Source organism: Allobaculum sp. JKK-2023 (assembly GCF_034745455.1).
Lineage (GTDB): Bacteria > Bacillota_I > Bacilli_A > Erysipelotrichales > Erysipelotrichaceae > Allobaculum.
In genome coordinates, this window is sequence record NZ_JAYERV010000003.1 from 1,301,967 (window position 1) to 1,317,198 (window position 15,232).

The following is a 15,232-nucleotide window of genomic DNA, read 5'->3' on the forward strand; positions in this document are numbered from 1 at the left end:
ACAACTTTGGATTTTAAACTAGTTTAGCTATACACATCAATGACTGTTACAGATGAGTATAGCCGCGCATTCTACTTCGTTCCTTATCAAGGTTTAGATGAGTTGGAATTTCTATATCTAAAATTTTATAAAATTGTTTTACGTGCTTGTTAGGAACTTCGATCACAACTTTTTTATTAGGTCCTAGGCAGCACATCAACGATTGGGTTTTCCCAAATAATCGTGATGTAGATACGCCGGTATTTTCCATTTGTTTTCGAACGAGCAACAGAATGATTGTATCGATAATATCGTGCAGGATTTTCCCTCTGACTGTTGTATCGCTCCATTTTGAAAGAGGAAGCAGTTCCAAATATTCTTTACTGGTTTTGAAAACTGTCTCTATCTCAGTGCGGCAGAAATACCGATAAAGCAAATCTTCAGGAGAAGTATCGATGTTGGATAGAAGAACAAAATATCCGAATTTGACAGTCATCCAGTCCTTGTCTTTATCCTTCATCTTTTGAAACTCATCTTTGTGGTCTTCAAGATAATCAATAAAGTGGTAAAGCGCATTGTTCTGATCTACATAAACGTAGGCGTATTCGTCATATTTTCCGTATAGTTTGATTTTCTTCTTTCTTCCGAAATAGGTGTGATCCTTACGAACAAACTGGTATTTCCCTTTATTTATCTGGTCTTTGAACTGCCAGTAGAGTTCTTTGAACGGGTACCCCCGTCTGGCTGGCATCCGGCTGATGACGGATTTTGAACTTCCAATATGGAAAGCGGCTATCAGCGGCTCACATACATAGCCAGCATCAAGAACCAGCGATTCAATTTCAATATCCAAAGTCGAAGCGACATCATTGACAATGTTCATCACCGTGCTTAAATCCAGCACATTGCCAGGAATGATGTCATACCAAACTGGCAGGCCAGTCGCATCGTCTAAAACCAAGACCAGGCGGATTTGAATTTCAGATGACGAAAGTCCATGGCAGCATAGTGCATTAAAAGGGTTGTTGGTAATCTGGTTTGGAAGAGGAGTAGAGTCTACGTAGCATCCCTGGCCAAATTTTGGATTTTGTTTCTTCATCAGCTTTATAAACTCTTTGAAGAATGCCACCCGGGTTTTATCGCTTCCCAGCAAAGAGAAAAAAGCTGTATCGGAGTGTAGGGATTGAATTGGCAAGTCTTCAAATAAATAAGATGCATAAGATTTTTCAAGAAAATCATCACAGCCAATTTTTGATCCATCTCTGAGAACTCCATGAAGAATATGAGCAAGAACCCTTTCCAGTTCTTCTTTTTTTGGAAAAACCGTTTTGAAAACCTCCAGCAGGCCACGTTTTTCTAAAAATTGTAGAAGTAGATATGAGTCACCAAAAACCGTATGAATTTGCGGCTCTGGGAAAACCAGCTTACATTGGTTCTCTTTTTCTTCTTCTGAAACAGGAGAAAAAGTATCCGTAGTCACGTTATAGTGAACTAAACCACGTGTTGGAGAAAGAAAAACCCCGGATTTCTTATCCTCAGCAAGTGAAATCACCTTGCCAAGACGTTCTAAAACCTGTTGAGCAGAATGGTTTTTCCTCTCTGGCGCATAAATAGACTTAACAATGGCCGCGGACCCAGAGACTATGTTATTTTCAGCATCACGAACGATTTTCTGAACCTTGATATAAGCCATAAGTAGAAGCACACTCCTCTATGCTTCAAAGTAGAAGCACATTTAGTATAGTTCTACCGAGGAAGATATGAAATTTAATTGATGCTTAAAGGGTTTGTTGGAAAAATAGACAGTGTGCTTCTACTTTCCTGATTATCTAAGGTTAATGCGGCTAAACCGGCGATCAGACCTTTGATCATTCCAGCCCCGGCAATTGCTGGAACAATGGGTCCAAATACACCGGAAACTGTATCCATGAACATGGCAACCAGACCCTTTTTCTCTTTTGGCTGTGATGCCTGTGCTGAATCCAATCCTAAAATCTTTGCTGTTTCATTGTAGTATTCACCTACATTGGTTCCAAGAACCACCTGCAGCTGATCACACTGGAATTTTGTTCCCATTACTCCAGGGATCGACTCTAATTCTTTGTAATCAACTTGATCCACATCTTTCAAATCGAAACGAAGCCGGGTCATACAATGCCATGCATTATTGATGTTTTTCTCTGATCCAACGGCTTTGATAATCTTTTTCGCAACGTCCTTCTTATTCATAACGTATTCTCCTCCAGGCTCTCCGCCCTCCAAAAATGCACTCTGTCATGTGCCTTTAAATGCTTTCCGATTTTTAAAACTGTTTGAATTGGGAACGTCCAGATCGACTGGTGATCAGTCTGTGATCGATCTAGATAAGAAAATTCACACTCAACTTCTAACTGGTCTCATCTTTTTTCATCCGCATCCTCCTTGGTATCTGTGCTCTCTGGACACCAAGATAGTAGCATCTGCGAACGCTTCCAAAAACTGACCAATTTTTAACCGAAAACTAATTTTTATCTTTATATATCATCGTTTTTTACAGCTTATTTTCAAAATTGGACTGGTTTTATCCGTCTATTTTCCGTTCTGCCTGTCCACTGGCAAAACCCATTGAGAGATGAAATTCCAGCCTCTACAATGAAGGTCGTACAAAGAGAAGGAGAACAACATGACGCCGACAATCATTACTGATGTGAAGTGCTTTATTACAAAACCAGACAAACACAACTTAGTCGTTGTAAAAGTAGAAACAGATAAAAACGTCACAGGTTACGGCTGCGCTACATTCCAGTTCAGACCGACCACGGTAAAAGAAGCCGTAGAAGAATACCTGAAGCCTATCCTGATTGGCAAAGACGCAAACCAGATCGAAGACTTATGGCAGATGATGCATAAAAACTCATACTGGAGAAATGGTCCCGTATTAAACAACGCCATTTCCGGAGTAGATATGGCCTTATGGGACATTAAAGGAAAACTTGCGAAGATGCCGCTGTATCAGCTCTTTGGCGGAAAATCCCGGACCGCAATTCCTGCTTATACCCATGCAGTAGCTGATAACCTTGACGACTTATATAAAGAAATTGATCGATATTTAGAAGAAGGATATCGTTATATCCGCTGCCAGTTAGGATTTTACGGAGGAAATGCAAGCAATTTAAGCACCCCTGAAAATCCTCTGGATGGTTCGTATTTTGATCCAGAACAATATGCGAATACAACCATTCATATGTTTAAATCCATTTATGAAAAATACGGAAATAGATTCCAGATGCTCCATGATGTCCACGAAAGACTGGAGCCTTCCCAGGCATTAAGGTTTGCCAAACAGGCCGAACCCTATAATCTCTTTTTCCTGGAAGATGTTGTCGCACTTGAAGCCAATGACTGGTTAAGAAACATCAAAAACCAGACGGCTACCCCCATTGCGACCGGTGAATTATTCAATAATCCAAGTGAATGGAAATCACTGCTGGTCAATAAAGATATCGACTTTTTAAGAATTCATGTCTCGCAGATTGGTGGGATCACACCGGCACTGAAAGTCGCCCACTTTGCCGACGCCTTGGGCATCCGCATTGCATGGCATACTCCTTCTGATATTTCACCAATTGGATTGGCCGTAAATACTCATCTGAATATTCACCTGCACAATGCGGCGATTCAGGAAAACATTGAGATCCCGGAAAACTCCAGAAAACTTTTTTATCCAATCCCTACTCAGAAAAACGGATATTTCTATCCAATTGAAGAAGATGGAATCGGAGTAAACTTCAATGAAGAACTAGCTGCAAAGTTTCCTGCTGAATTTAAAGAACATCCATGGACCCTGAGCAGAACTCCAGATGGCACCATTGTTGCTCCTTAATCCAAATAGAAAGAAGAAAACAAATTGGCAGAATTGTAATCGTATCATCATCCATGAAATCAAGGAACGATCATCCAGAAGTGAAAGTCCAGAAGTGAAAGTCCAGATCTACATGGAGCAGACACCCAACACAAATTCGAAAACGCAAACTCAGTAGAAGACGGAATATCAAAAGGTCTGTCCTGAATCAGGGATACTTCCCTGGTCTGGGACAGACCTTTGTTGGTTGGATATTTACTTCAATCTCTGGCTGTGCCGTTCCCGATCAAAGGGCCGGATATAAGAAACGGAGTAATCAATCGCCAAAATTTCACTGATCTCATAGACTTGTCCATTTCTTAAAAAGCCTCTGTTCTGTATTTTCATCGCCGGCGTTCCTTTTTTGCACAGAAGCAGTTCTGCATCTTCTTTTGTTACAACAGTGGGTATGTATTGCGTCAGATAATACGAGATCTTATATCCCTGTGACTCAACATAATCCTGTATAGACTTACGAGCATGATCTACAGTCAGATCCGGAAACAGGCGCACCGGCAGGCAGCTTTTTTCCACCTGTTCCAGTTTATAATCCACAAATCTGGCTCTTGTAAATTCCCAAACGTCGCTGTCCATTTGAAAAATCATGGTTTCCTCTTTCGTTGCGCTTCTTCTGTGAAAATCCAGGACTTTGGAATCGATCTTTGTATACGGAGATTTTGTCAGAGAATTGAAAACAAGTGGATTTTTTATAATCTTCTCCTGGATAAAAATCCCAGATCCTTGAATGACGTCAACAACTCCCATTTGAAACAGCTGATCTACAACTTTCTGAATCGTAAACCGTGAGACATTATACTGTTTAGCCATTTCTCTTTGGGTCGGCAGTTTGTTGTCTTTAAAGCATCGTTGATAAATCTTGCTGATGATATCCTGGATAATAAAGTCCGTTTTATTCATACCGCTGCCTCAATCACCTCAATTATTCACTTGCCTAAGTTTCCAAAGCTCCTGCTTTCCAAAGCCCCTGCATAACAGTAGAGCATCCTGACTCATCTCATTGAATTTATTTTAAAGCACTTATTCTCTTCACAAACCCCGAAGACTAACCTGTTGTCATTCTTTCATAACTGTTATATGTAAATACATTAAAAAAACAATGGATTATTCGTTTTCTCTATAATAAAAAAGGTTTGATTTGTCGTTGATCTTCATGACTATCTGACTGACATGAAAGGAGCCAAAATAATGTCTTATCCTGTCTGTGATCTTCATTGTGATACGATTCTGCGCCTGCGTGATGCCCGTCGCGAGGGCAGCCCACGTATACTGGCAAAAAACGATTTTGCAATTGACTTAGAAAAAATGGAGCAAGGAGGAATGGCTATCCAGACCTTTGCGTTGTTTACCGATCGAAAGAATAAAACTGGCTATTCACCGGAGCACGAAGCATTAAGTCTGCTCAATGAATATCAGAAACAAATTTCTGCCAACCCGGATGCCATCATCCCGATCCAGACGCTGGCTGATCTTGATGGCGTTCTTGAAAAAGGATGTTTAGGATCTTTGTTGTCGCTGGAAGAAGGCGATGTCATGTTCCAGGATCTGGATCTGCTTGAATTCTGGTACAACGCCGGCGTACGCCTGATTACTTTAACCTGGAACTATCCAAATGTGATTGCTTCGCCAAACATTTCATTTGATGATCTTGAAGAAGTCGATTACCGAGTCCCTTCCCCGCTCTTTCGCATCGAAACCGAAAAGGGCCTGACTGACTATGGTAAAGCCTTTGTTCGAAAATGCGAAGAGTTAGGTATTCTGATCGATGTCTCTCATTTAGGGGACAAATCGTTCTGGGACCTGATGGATATTGCCACCAAGCCGGTTATCGCTTCCCATTCCAACTGTCGGGCTTTATGTCCAGTCAGCCGCAATCTGGATGATGACCAGATCCGGGCGATCGCCAGAACCGGCGGGATCATTGGGTTGAATTTCTGTGCTGATTTTCTGAAGGAAAACACCGATAACAAGTCTCACATTTCTGATATGATTGCTCATCTTCGTCATCTCAAGGAAGTCGGCGGTATTGATGTCTGTGCCATCGGAACTGACTTTGACGGCATTAATTCGAAAGTCGAAATCCAGGATGCCTCCGAGCATCAGAAACTGGCCCAGGCTTTGTCAGAAGATGGCTTTACCTCACAAGAAGTTGCCCAGATCATGGGCGGGAATGTAATCAATCTGCTTCGAAAAACACTTCGTTAGCTTCATCCATAGCAAAAAGATGGTAAACAGAACCACATACAGCGCACCTGTATCCAATCGATAAATTCCCTCATCGTATCCTCCAGCTCGTTTATAAAACATAGAAATGCCGGAGACCTCGATGAGGGTTTTCTTCGCAAGACTGTCACTCAAAATGATTTATCATCTATTGCGGGGATCGATTTGTGACTATAATGAAGCAAACGGCCAATATGGTGAAAAGAAAGTTAGAAAACTGTAGAAGAAGGAAGCAAAAACATGAAAGTGAAGCATTCTGATATAGCCAGTGATCTGCGCATTCCCGGCGATTTTCTTAAACTGATCACACCCTATACCAGCCTGAAGCACGGGCAGATGCCGGCCATGAACTGGCTTTTAAAAAGCAACGAATGTACAACCGAGCTCATCCGCTCAGATGGATCAAAAATGCGATTGCTTGTGAGCGCCCCTAAAAATAAAACCAACCGGAAGTGTCCTGTCGTCTTATGGCTGCATGGCGGCGGATATGCGGGCGGATTTCCGGAAATGATCAGGATCTCCGCCGGCAAAGAACTTCAGAACTCCTGCATTGTGGTCAGTCCTGACTATGCTTTATCTTACGAGCATCCCTATCCGGCTGCTTTATTCGACGCCTATCGTTCTCTGCTCTGGCTTAAAGAACACGCTGAAGAACTGGGCGGGCGATCCGATCAGATTTTTGTTGGTGGAGAAAGTGCGGGCGGCGGCCTGTGTGTTGCTCTTTGTCTTCTGGCCCGGGATCTTGGAACCGTCAACATCGCCTGCCAGATGCCTATCTATCCCATGCTGGATGATCGGATGAAAACCAATTCTATGAAAAACAACGATGCTCCGGTCTGGAACGAAGAATTGAATCGGAAAGCCTGGGGCCAATACCTGGCCGGCCAGAAGATCATTACAGAATATGCCGCTCCAGCAAGAGCCAGAAACTACCGCAATCTTCCACCCGCAATCAGTTTTGTGGGAAGCGTTGATCCATTTTATGATGAAATGCTGATTTATATGCATCATCTCAAACAGGCTGGAATTCCTGTTCACTGTCTCAAAGTTCCAGCCGCTTTTCACGAATTCGACATGATGGTTCCTTTTTCCAAAGAAGCCAAGGCAGCCAGAAAGTTCTTCCGTACTCAGGTTGAATACGCCACTCATCATTACTTCGCCTGCCAGCCACACTCCTGACCCGGCCTTTCAAGTCTCTGGTTCAGAACTTCTATCTTCTTAAGCTGGCTCAGGCAGACGACAGTCGTTTCCACCAACGACCAAACACCGATCAAATACAGCCCAGATACAAGAAAAGCCCAAAGCCTCATCCATCTGGCCGAATTTTCGATTTAGTCAGCTGAAGCTTTGGGTTCTATTTTTGCATTAAACTTCCAGTTTTTACTCTGGTTTGGATCCAGATTTCAGGTCTATCAGGATTCTGGAATGAAAAGTGTGTAGCTGATTTCACCTGATCCTAAAGCATCTTCCAGACCAGTGGTATCTTTCAGGCTGGCCAGTTTCGTATAGGACCAGCGGTTGGATCCGTAGAACAGGACAATCTGATCAGACTGATACAGGACCAGGTCGCCAGATTCAGTTGTCATCTGGTGATCAGAAGCAGACAGAGTCTGTCCAAGATCGCCAATCTTCTCAAAGCCGCCATAATCATGCGCTGTAATTGTCAGTGGCTCTTTTTCTAACCAGGTATAAAGCTGGTCAGCTGCAACCGTATGCGCAAGATCAGCCAGGAAAACCTGATCCTGAATCCGAACCGCAATCCTTCTTGCCATTTTCGTCTCATCCCCTTCTGTTGTTCCGAACTCTTCTGAATCCATCTCTGCCAGTTTTTCTGTCTTTAACCCGGATTCAATCTGATCCGATCCAGACGATAAACTCGAATCCAATGGGGCCAAGTGGCAGCCACTCAGAAACAGGAAACTGCTCAGCAATCCTCCAAGCAAGATTCGAACAGGCAGCAATCGGCAGCGAAAATCCATCTTGTATTCCTATAGTCTTGTATTCCTATAGTCTTGTATTCCTGCTATTTATCTGCGACAGCCAGACTTCTGGTAAAGAAAGCGGCAATTTCATCGAATGGAATGAAATCCATGTTGTCATACAGATCCGTATGGTTGGCCCCTTCGATGATTTTCAGCTCCTTATTATCACCAGTCAGTCTGGCGAAAGCATCTTGGGAAAAGTACAGCGAGTGCGCTTTGGATCCATGGAGCATCAGCACCGGGGTGTCAATTTCATTGATATATGTCAGTAAAGGCGTATTCATAAAGGACAATGGTACAGTTTCATTCCATCCGCCATTCGAGTTACCCGATCTTGGATGATAGCCGCGGTCCGTTTTGTAATAGTCCCAATAATCCTGAAGAAACTGTGGAGCATCCTCTGGTCTTTGAGCAGCCACTCCGCCATCTCGCGCATACGCGCCTGCCAGATAGTCTTGCGTCCGGCGGGCATTGAGAGCCTGCTTTTTAGCCAGCCGATCTTCCTTTGAATTCTGCGCATCAAAATATCCATTGGCATTTACGCGGGACATATCGTACATGGTAGAAGTGACTGTGCCTTTAATCCGGGTATCAATTGCGGCTGCATTTAAAGCCATGCCCCCAAAGCCGCAGATGCCAAGAATTCCGATTCGTTCTGGATCGACTTCATCATTGGTCGAAAGATAATCAACGGCTGCCTGGAAATCTTCGGTATTAAGATCCGGTGAAGCAACATAGCGAGGAGTACCGCCGCTTTCACCCGTATAGGAAGGATCAAAGGCAATTGTCAGAAAGCCGCGCTTGGCCAGCTCTTGTGCATACAGCCCTGAAGCCTGTTCTTTCACGGCTCCAAACGGTCCGCTGATCGCAATCGCAGCCATTTTTTCTTTTGGCTTACGATTCTTCGGTTCGTAAAGATCAGCAGCCAGCTCGATGCCATATCGGTTATGGAATGTAACTTTGCGATGACCGACCTGGTCGCTCTTCAAAAAGGTTTTATCCCAGTTCAGATTCAATTCTAAAGGTTTCATCATCCGTCCTCCTTGCAATCATTAGACTTGGATTCATTCTGGTCGATATCAAATATTAACTATTTAATATCATTTTTGATTGATATCTCTTCAAAATTCGATTGATCTGTTCCGAAAAGAAGAAAAGCGCTGGATTCAGTCTTTTCGCCCAAGCTCATAGACCAGATAGTCAAGGCAGTCGATGCATTTCTCTTTTTCATGCACCTCACTGACCAAATTTTTGCGATGCCGGGACAGGCGCTGGAGCAAACGCTTTGGCCGGTCGGCTTTCAGATCGCAAAGACATTTTTCAATGGTCTCCGAATCACAACCGGCCGCTTTCAGATTCTGTTCAATGGCTGTCTGTTTACTCAAGGCAGATCTCCCCTTTCCGCGCATCCTTGCAGATGGTCGTATCCATCGGATGAAGGCCATCAGTCTGAATGATGGATCATCAGGCCGCCCAGTTTCGCTGAAATGAAATAAAACATCTTCATGATGCTAGTTACTTCTCTTTTCTGTCTTCTTTTCTGAACTGATTTCATTGTATTTCCCGACTGGTGAAATAGCGAATACTCATTTTGCATACCGTGAAATGCCTTTAAAGCATGGGAGCGGTTCTCACCTCCCTGAAGGAATCGAAGCTTGTTCAAGATCCCAGCCGTTTTGGGGCAGCGAGATTTGCGGCTCGCCCAGATGGTCCTGACCTAAGTCTTTCATGCGATGCTTGTGCATCCATCCCTCGCTGCAAAGAACTCTGGCCGCATCACCGGACCAATGACAAGATCTTTTTTATTCCGTAGGCATTCCCCCAAGGAAATATGGCTTTTCTAATCTGCTGCTCTTTTCTCGAACTTACGGCTGCTCTTTTCTGGTATAGGCTCAAGTACCTAAAGGCATCGGTTTCGCTATTTATCATATTCGTGCGTTTTAGCTATTAAAACTTATAAGAAAACTACTACATAATTTCGTGCGAGACGCACGAGATTCTTATATAATTTCGTGCATATCGCACGAAATTATACTTCTTAGCGATTCTCAAGCCTAATAACCTGAACTCACGGAAAAACTACACCTATTGGACTAAATATAGATAAAAACACTTTTAATAAAATAAATAATAAGAATCATTCGTTTGCATTAAGCATTTTCTATAAGTGTAAATATACCGATAGAAAAGAGGTAAATTTATTCTGCAATAAATTGTTTTTACTTTAGCAAAAGTATTTCTAGCAATTTTCGATTTCATGGGTATATTTTGAGCGTGAGTTCAGGTTAAAAGAACTTGAATCGAATAAGAGTATAGGGGAATAGTTTCTACATCCTTGCGGCAGCCATTATCAACCATTGTAAATCAAACAAGGATTAAATCCCCTGCCTGATCATTCATCTCAACCCACTTCCTGCCCAGCAGCCAGTGCCGAAGCAGATACCGATCCGGCAAACCCTTTGCACAAACTCAGATCGCCTTGTCTGCTTCTGTCAAAAACTGACCGCACCACTGAAAACGCAGCAGGATCGAAAGAGCTATAGCAGCAAAAGAGAAGCAGAAATGAAAAATTCACAAGCTTGGCCTATGCGATAGATGCCAAAATATAAATGCCCAAAATAGGATAAGATATTTATGTAAAAAAGATGGAGGATAAACTATGTTTTATGGCTTGCTGGGCGGTTGTTTATGGGCGTTGGATACTGTTTTGCTTTCCATTGCGATGGCTCCTTTTGAACTCGAATGGACTGCTCCTCTGATTTCAACTGGGCTCCATGATCTGTTTTCTGCTCTCTGGATGGGCGGCCTGATTACATTGAAAAGAAAATGGTCCGCCATTGGGCAGGCTTTGCGTGTGCGCAGCGGGCGAATGGTTATGGCTGCGGCCTTGCTTGGCGGACCAGTTGGAATGAGTGGCTATGTGTTTGCGGTTCAGTTTCTTGGTCCTTCTTTAACAGCCGGAATTTCCTCGTTTTATCCTGCGCTGTCAGCGATTCTTTGCTGGGTGTTCTTTGGCCAGAAACTTCGAAAAAGCCAGATTTTCGGTCTGTGTCTGTGTCTTGGATGTATTGTGGCCATGTCCGTATCCGGCCAGTCTCAGGCTTCCAATTATGTTTTCGGTCTGATCATGGCGATTTGCTGCGTCGTAGGCTGGGCTTTAGAAGGTGTCATTGTCCAGCAGTCGATGAAAGAGGATCTGGATAATGAGATCTGCCTGTTTTTACGGCAGTCAACTTCCGCCACTGTGTTTGCCTTCCTGATTATTCCCCTGGTCAGTTCATGGTCTTTTGCGGGAACTGTTCTGGATCAAAGCTGGCTTTTGCTTCTGGCTGCTTCGTTTTGCGGAACTGCAAGCTACCTTTCCTACTACAAAGCAATTGGCCAGATCGGCGCCAATAAAGCCATGCCGCTTAATTCCACCTATTGCGCATGGGCGGTTGTCTTTGCGTTTCTTTTACAGGGAACGATTCCTACTCTTGTGCAGGGGATTCTTTGTGTTGGAATTGTTGCCGGCGCCATCCTTTGCGCCTATGAGCCTTCATGATTCCGGCCAATCGTCTTGAGCTATTGCTTCTTCGATCAGACCGAAACCAGATCGAAGAAAAAACGGATAGATTCGAAACAAAAAGGATATTGCATCTGATCGATAGTCGATGGTCGCTGCAATATCCTTTTTTCCATTTTTATGCTGTTCAGAAAGACGAAATTCTGTTTCATTTTCTGAATTGCGTTCTTTGCCTGATCGATGTGTAACAGCAGGTCAGGCTCCCGATTTTTCCTCCATCTCTTCTTTTCCTGAGAAATTTCTCTTTTGCGTGAGATTTATCGTGAGAATTCTCACGCAAATCTCAAGAAAAACAGATTTAGATCATAAATTGACCGTTTTCTTTCAATTTTTTTTCGACTCGAAAAACTACCCTGTTCACTTGGAGTGCTCTGGAAATATACAGATTTCCACTCTGAATCAGCTTAATTCACTATTCTCATCCACAGAATCCACTCCATCGAAAGTTATTTATCACTCACATAACAGTGAAGAGCGCTTTTATCCATCATCCGATCTGCCTGCCTTATCTAGATGGCTGGCTGTGTTCTGACTGATCTATCTTCTCTATTTGCATCGTTTTCCTGAGAAAATCAGATTTTCGTGAGATTTTTTTTGTTTTCTTGAGAATAATTTGCATTTGCGTGAGATTTATCGTGAGAATTCTCACGCAAAACCGTATAATAAAATCAAAGTATAGATATAGAAGAGAGGAGTTGGTATTGATATGTTAAATGAGCTCAAAATGCTGACGGAACAAACAACGATTACCGAATCTCAGGCTGAACGTCTTCTTAAGAAGATTAAAGAAAATGATCAGATTGAGCTAAAAGAAAGCTCCCAGCTGCCAAAATCCTTCTGGGAAAGCTGCTCTTCATTCGCGAACACGAAAGGCGGCTGTATTATCCTGGGCATCAAAGAAATGCCTTCGAACCAAAACGAAATCATCGGCCTTGCCAATTCCACTAAAACGTTAACCGATCTCTGGAACGGAATGAGCAATCCAAACAAAGTCAGTTTTCGAATCCTCAAAAATGAAGATGTCTTTGCTTTAAAAATCCATGACCACGATATCCTCCTTGTTTTTGTTAATGAGGCCGACCGTCTTCACAAACCTGTTTATCTGAACGGAAAGCTGGAAGATTCATATATCCGCAGTGGTGATGGAGATCGCAAAGCAACCAATGAAGAATTGAAAGCCATGTTTCGCAATCAGAATCTGAATGCTGATACCGAACTTCTTCAGTACTACACGATGGACGATCTTGATCCATATTCTTTGCACCAGCTGAAAGCGCTGACCGCTTCCCGCTATCCTGCCCAGAATATGATGGCCATGTCAGATGAAGAATTTCTGATTCGTATTGGCGCAGCGAAAAGAAACCGTAAAGACAACAGCTTTATTCTAAAAGCCGGAACCATCCTATTTATCGGGAAAACAAACATTATTCGTGAGATTTTTCCTCACTTTCATCTAGACTATTTCGAATTCAATAGTGACTCTCATCACCGATGGGATTATCGAATTTCTGATGATGACTATCTGAACAGTGAAATTAACCTTCTGACCTTTTACGAAAAAGTGAAGACCCGACTTAGTGCTGTGGCATCCGAACCATTTGCCCTTGACTTTGCTATGCAAAGAAAGCCTGATGCTGGTCTTACTGAAACCGCCCTGAGGGAAGCTCTTGTGAATACTTTAGTCCATGCGGATTATCAGATGAGTGATGCATCAGTTGTCATCAAGGCTTATTCAAATCGCTTTATTTTTTCAAATCCGGGCCAGATGCTGATTGATCAAGATTCCTTTTTCTCTGGAGGAACTTCTATCCCCCGAAATGAATTGCTGATGTCTTTGTTTCGCAATATCGGAGCAGCTGAAAGGCAAGGATATGGTGGAGTACAGATTTATGAAACCGCCCTCAAACGTGACTGGAAAATCCCGGATCTGAAATCTACACTCCCCCGGACTACCTTGACCATATGGACAGAAGGACTCATGGACCTCGATCCTTCATTGACAGATGCTGAGAAAACCACTCTATACTGTTTTCTAAAAAACAAAGAGAAAAAAGAGCACACATTTGCCGAATTATGCAAGCTGACCCAGCTTTCCGAATATTATCTACGTAAAAGCCTGCATGCTCTGGTAGAAAAAGGATATGTAGAAAAGAAAGGGGCGGGCCGGGGAATCACCTATCTTCTCAGATAGCCAGACCACTCCATTCCGTTTGGGGCATTCTTGGCAATCAGACACATCAAAAAGGTCAGTCCAGATAGTCGTTGGACTGACCTTTTTGATAAACGACAAGAAATCCAGGAAATGCAGCCAACAAGCCGGATACACTTTTAACATTTCGAAAGAAACTGGACTTCCTGCTTATTTTTCGACTGATTCCTGTTCGCTTTCCAGTTTTCCTGGCTGACTGGTCTGGGGATCAATTGTGACCACAGTCATTCCATTTTCACGCAGACGATTGATAATAGCCGGATCCGCTCCAGTATCGGTGATAATGGTTCCCGGATTTTGCAGGGTAAAACTGCCCATGGATTCAGTCTTGCCCAGTTTTGAAGAATCAGCCAGGATGAAATACTCCTTAGCATGGGAGATCATCGTTTCATTGATCCCAAGTTCGGCCGGAATTCCGCACAGAATTTCGCCGGCAGGAGAAATTCCCGAACAGCCCAGAAAGGCTTTCTTGCGATAGGTATCCAGCAAGTTACGAACGCAATAGTCACCGACCATGATATGGTCCCGCAACAGGCCTCCAGTCAGCTGAATCTGAATCGTTTCTAGTTTGGAATAGCCAGGTGCAAAGGCATTATTGGTGACCACGGATACGTTTCTGGCCTTCAGATATTCAAGAATTCCGGCAGCTGTCATACTTCCGTTAATGAAAATGGAATCCCCATCTTCAATCAGGGTTGAAGCGTAATTACTGATGGCATCTCTGGCCTTCTGGACTTTGAGATCTTCGTTGGAAACATAACTGGAATTGAGTCTGGCTCCACCATGATAGCGGATGAGCAGACCTTTACTTTCAAGCAGCTGCAAATCCCGGCGAGCAGTCATCAGGGAAATGTCGAAGACCTCCGCTAATTTATCTACTTTTACCTCGTGTTGTTCGTTAAGTAACTTCATGATATTTTCATGACGTTTTATTATCGATTGTTGGTCTCTTTTCATAATTTTTGAAGGATATGTTCTTTCTGAGAAAATTATAAACGAATTCAAAGAAAAAGAAATGGAGCGGTGGTCTCCAGTCCTTTTAATTGCCGCGTTTTTCGAAATTACCAGTTTTTTGATTCCATTCATCCTCGAAGTGTAGCTTTTCTACTCAATCTGCTCGTGTTCACAAAACAGGAAGGGGCAATGATAAGTTTTGTCATTCTGGCCCAGCGAAAAAGCTGCTGGTAGAATTCGGTCTTTGTGCAGATCATCTGATTGAAGAGGCCAGAAAACTCATGGACCTTCAATCGTAATCGTTTCTCATACTCATCTATCTACTCATCTACTCTCACAGTTTTCCATGTTTTCCATCTTCCAAGTCCTCTGGTTTTGCTTCCGGAGGACTTTTCGTTTTTTCATTCGATTCCAAATTGTTA

General features: G+C 43.0%; 12 protein-coding genes. 5 read left to right on the forward strand and 7 right to left on the reverse strand.

Annotated features, from left to right (window positions below; all coding sequences use genetic code 11):
* Positions 1-46: 46 nt before the first annotated feature.
* Entirely contained in the window at positions 47-1,672 is a 1,626-nt protein-coding gene (locus U4956_RS05320) for a transposase (protein WP_323088133.1), read from the reverse strand.
* A 74-nt stretch (positions 1,673-1,746) separates the two neighbouring features.
* Positions 1,747-2,208, reverse strand: a complete 462-nt coding sequence (locus tag U4956_RS05325; RefSeq protein WP_323089513.1) for a PTS transporter subunit EIIB — start codon at positions 2,206-2,208, stop codon at positions 1,747-1,749.
* Positions 2,209-2,641: 433 nt separating this feature from the next.
* Between U4956_RS05325 and U4956_RS05330 the strand changes: the two genes are divergently transcribed.
* Positions 2,642-3,841: an enolase C-terminal domain-like protein gene (locus U4956_RS05330; protein ID WP_323089514.1), complete on the forward strand. Its 1,200-nt coding sequence runs from the start codon at positions 2,642-2,644 to the stop codon at positions 3,839-3,841.
* Between the two features lie 234 nt (positions 3,842-4,075).
* Here U4956_RS05330 and U4956_RS05335 read toward each other — a convergent pair whose 3' ends face one another.
* Positions 4,076-4,777: a GntR family transcriptional regulator gene (locus tag U4956_RS05335; protein WP_323089515.1), complete on the reverse strand. Its 702-nt coding sequence runs from the start codon at positions 4,775-4,777 to the stop codon at positions 4,076-4,078.
* A 288-nt stretch (positions 4,778-5,065) separates the two neighbouring features.
* Between U4956_RS05335 and U4956_RS05340 the strand changes: the two genes are divergently transcribed.
* Positions 5,066-6,082 carry a dipeptidase gene (locus U4956_RS05340; RefSeq protein ID WP_323089516.1) on the forward strand — a complete coding sequence of 339 codons (1,017 nt, stop codon included), beginning with the start codon at positions 5,066-5,068 and terminating at the stop codon, positions 6,080-6,082.
* Between the two features lie 258 nt (positions 6,083-6,340).
* Complete coding sequence (locus tag U4956_RS05345; protein ID WP_323089517.1) at positions 6,341-7,279, forward strand: alpha/beta hydrolase; 939 nt, start codon at positions 6,341-6,343, stop codon at positions 7,277-7,279.
* Between the two features lie 233 nt (positions 7,280-7,512).
* On the opposite strand, the gene U4956_RS05350 is transcribed toward U4956_RS05345, so the two are convergent.
* From U4956_RS05350 to U4956_RS05360, 3 genes are all read right to left on the reverse strand, one after another.
* Positions 7,513-8,079 carry a cyclophilin-like fold protein gene (locus U4956_RS05350; protein WP_323089518.1) on the reverse strand — a complete coding sequence of 189 codons (567 nt, stop codon included), beginning with the start codon at positions 8,077-8,079 and terminating at the stop codon, positions 7,513-7,515.
* Between the two features lie 44 nt (positions 8,080-8,123).
* Complete coding sequence (locus U4956_RS05355) at positions 8,124-9,116, reverse strand: alpha/beta hydrolase (RefSeq protein ID WP_323089520.1); 993 nt, start codon at positions 9,114-9,116, stop codon at positions 8,124-8,126.
* A 132-nt stretch (positions 9,117-9,248) separates the two neighbouring features.
* Positions 9,249-9,467 carry a hypothetical protein gene (locus tag U4956_RS05360; protein ID WP_323089522.1) on the reverse strand — a complete coding sequence of 73 codons (219 nt, stop codon included), beginning with the start codon at positions 9,465-9,467 and terminating at the stop codon, positions 9,249-9,251.
* Between the two features lie 1,274 nt (positions 9,468-10,741).
* On the opposite strand from U4956_RS05360, the gene U4956_RS05365 reads away from it, so the two are divergent.
* The gene (locus U4956_RS05365; protein WP_323089523.1) at positions 10,742-11,626 is read left to right on the forward strand and encodes a DMT family transporter; all 885 of its coding nucleotides are present in this window, start codon (positions 10,742-10,744) and stop codon (positions 11,624-11,626) included.
* Between the two features lie 727 nt (positions 11,627-12,353).
* Complete coding sequence (locus U4956_RS05370; RefSeq protein ID WP_323089526.1) at positions 12,354-13,838, forward strand: RNA-binding domain-containing protein; 1,485 nt, start codon at positions 12,354-12,356, stop codon at positions 13,836-13,838.
* Between the two features lie 168 nt (positions 13,839-14,006).
* On the opposite strand, the gene U4956_RS05375 is transcribed toward U4956_RS05370, so the two are convergent.
* The gene (locus U4956_RS05375; protein WP_323089527.1) at positions 14,007-14,942 is read right to left on the reverse strand and encodes a DeoR/GlpR family DNA-binding transcription regulator; all 936 of its coding nucleotides are present in this window, start codon (positions 14,940-14,942) and stop codon (positions 14,007-14,009) included.
* Positions 14,943-15,232: the final 290 nt, after the last annotated feature.

Coding starts and splice junctions, on each gene's coding strand:
- U4956_RS05320 (WP_323088133.1), bottom strand. CDS start 1,672: ATGGCTTATATCAAGGTTCAGAAAATCGTTCGTGATGCTGAAAATAAC.
- U4956_RS05340 (WP_323089516.1), top strand. CDS start 5,066: ATGTCTTATCCTGTCTGTGATCTTCATTGTGATACGATTCTGCGCCTG.
- U4956_RS05365 (WP_323089523.1), top strand. CDS start 10,742: ATGTTTTATGGCTTGCTGGGCGGTTGTTTATGGGCGTTGGATACTGTT.
- U4956_RS05355 (WP_323089520.1), bottom strand. CDS start 9,116: ATGATGAAACCTTTAGAATTGAATCTGAACTGGGATAAAACCTTTTTG.
- U4956_RS05325 (WP_323089513.1), bottom strand. CDS start 2,208: ATGAATAAGAAGGACGTTGCGAAAAAGATTATCAAAGCCGTTGGATCA.
- U4956_RS05345 (WP_323089517.1), top strand. CDS start 6,341: ATGAAAGTGAAGCATTCTGATATAGCCAGTGATCTGCGCATTCCCGGC.
- U4956_RS05375 (WP_323089527.1), bottom strand. CDS start 14,942: ATGAATGGAATCAAAAAACTGGTAATTTCGAAAAACGCGGCAATTAAA.
- U4956_RS05370 (WP_323089526.1), top strand. CDS start 12,354: ATGTTAAATGAGCTCAAAATGCTGACGGAACAAACAACGATTACCGAA.
- U4956_RS05350 (WP_323089518.1), bottom strand. CDS start 8,079: ATGGATTTTCGCTGCCGATTGCTGCCTGTTCGAATCTTGCTTGGAGGA.
- U4956_RS05335 (WP_323089515.1), bottom strand. CDS start 4,777: ATGAATAAAACGGACTTTATTATCCAGGATATCATCAGCAAGATTTAT.
- U4956_RS05330 (WP_323089514.1), top strand. CDS start 2,642: ATGACGCCGACAATCATTACTGATGTGAAGTGCTTTATTACAAAACCA.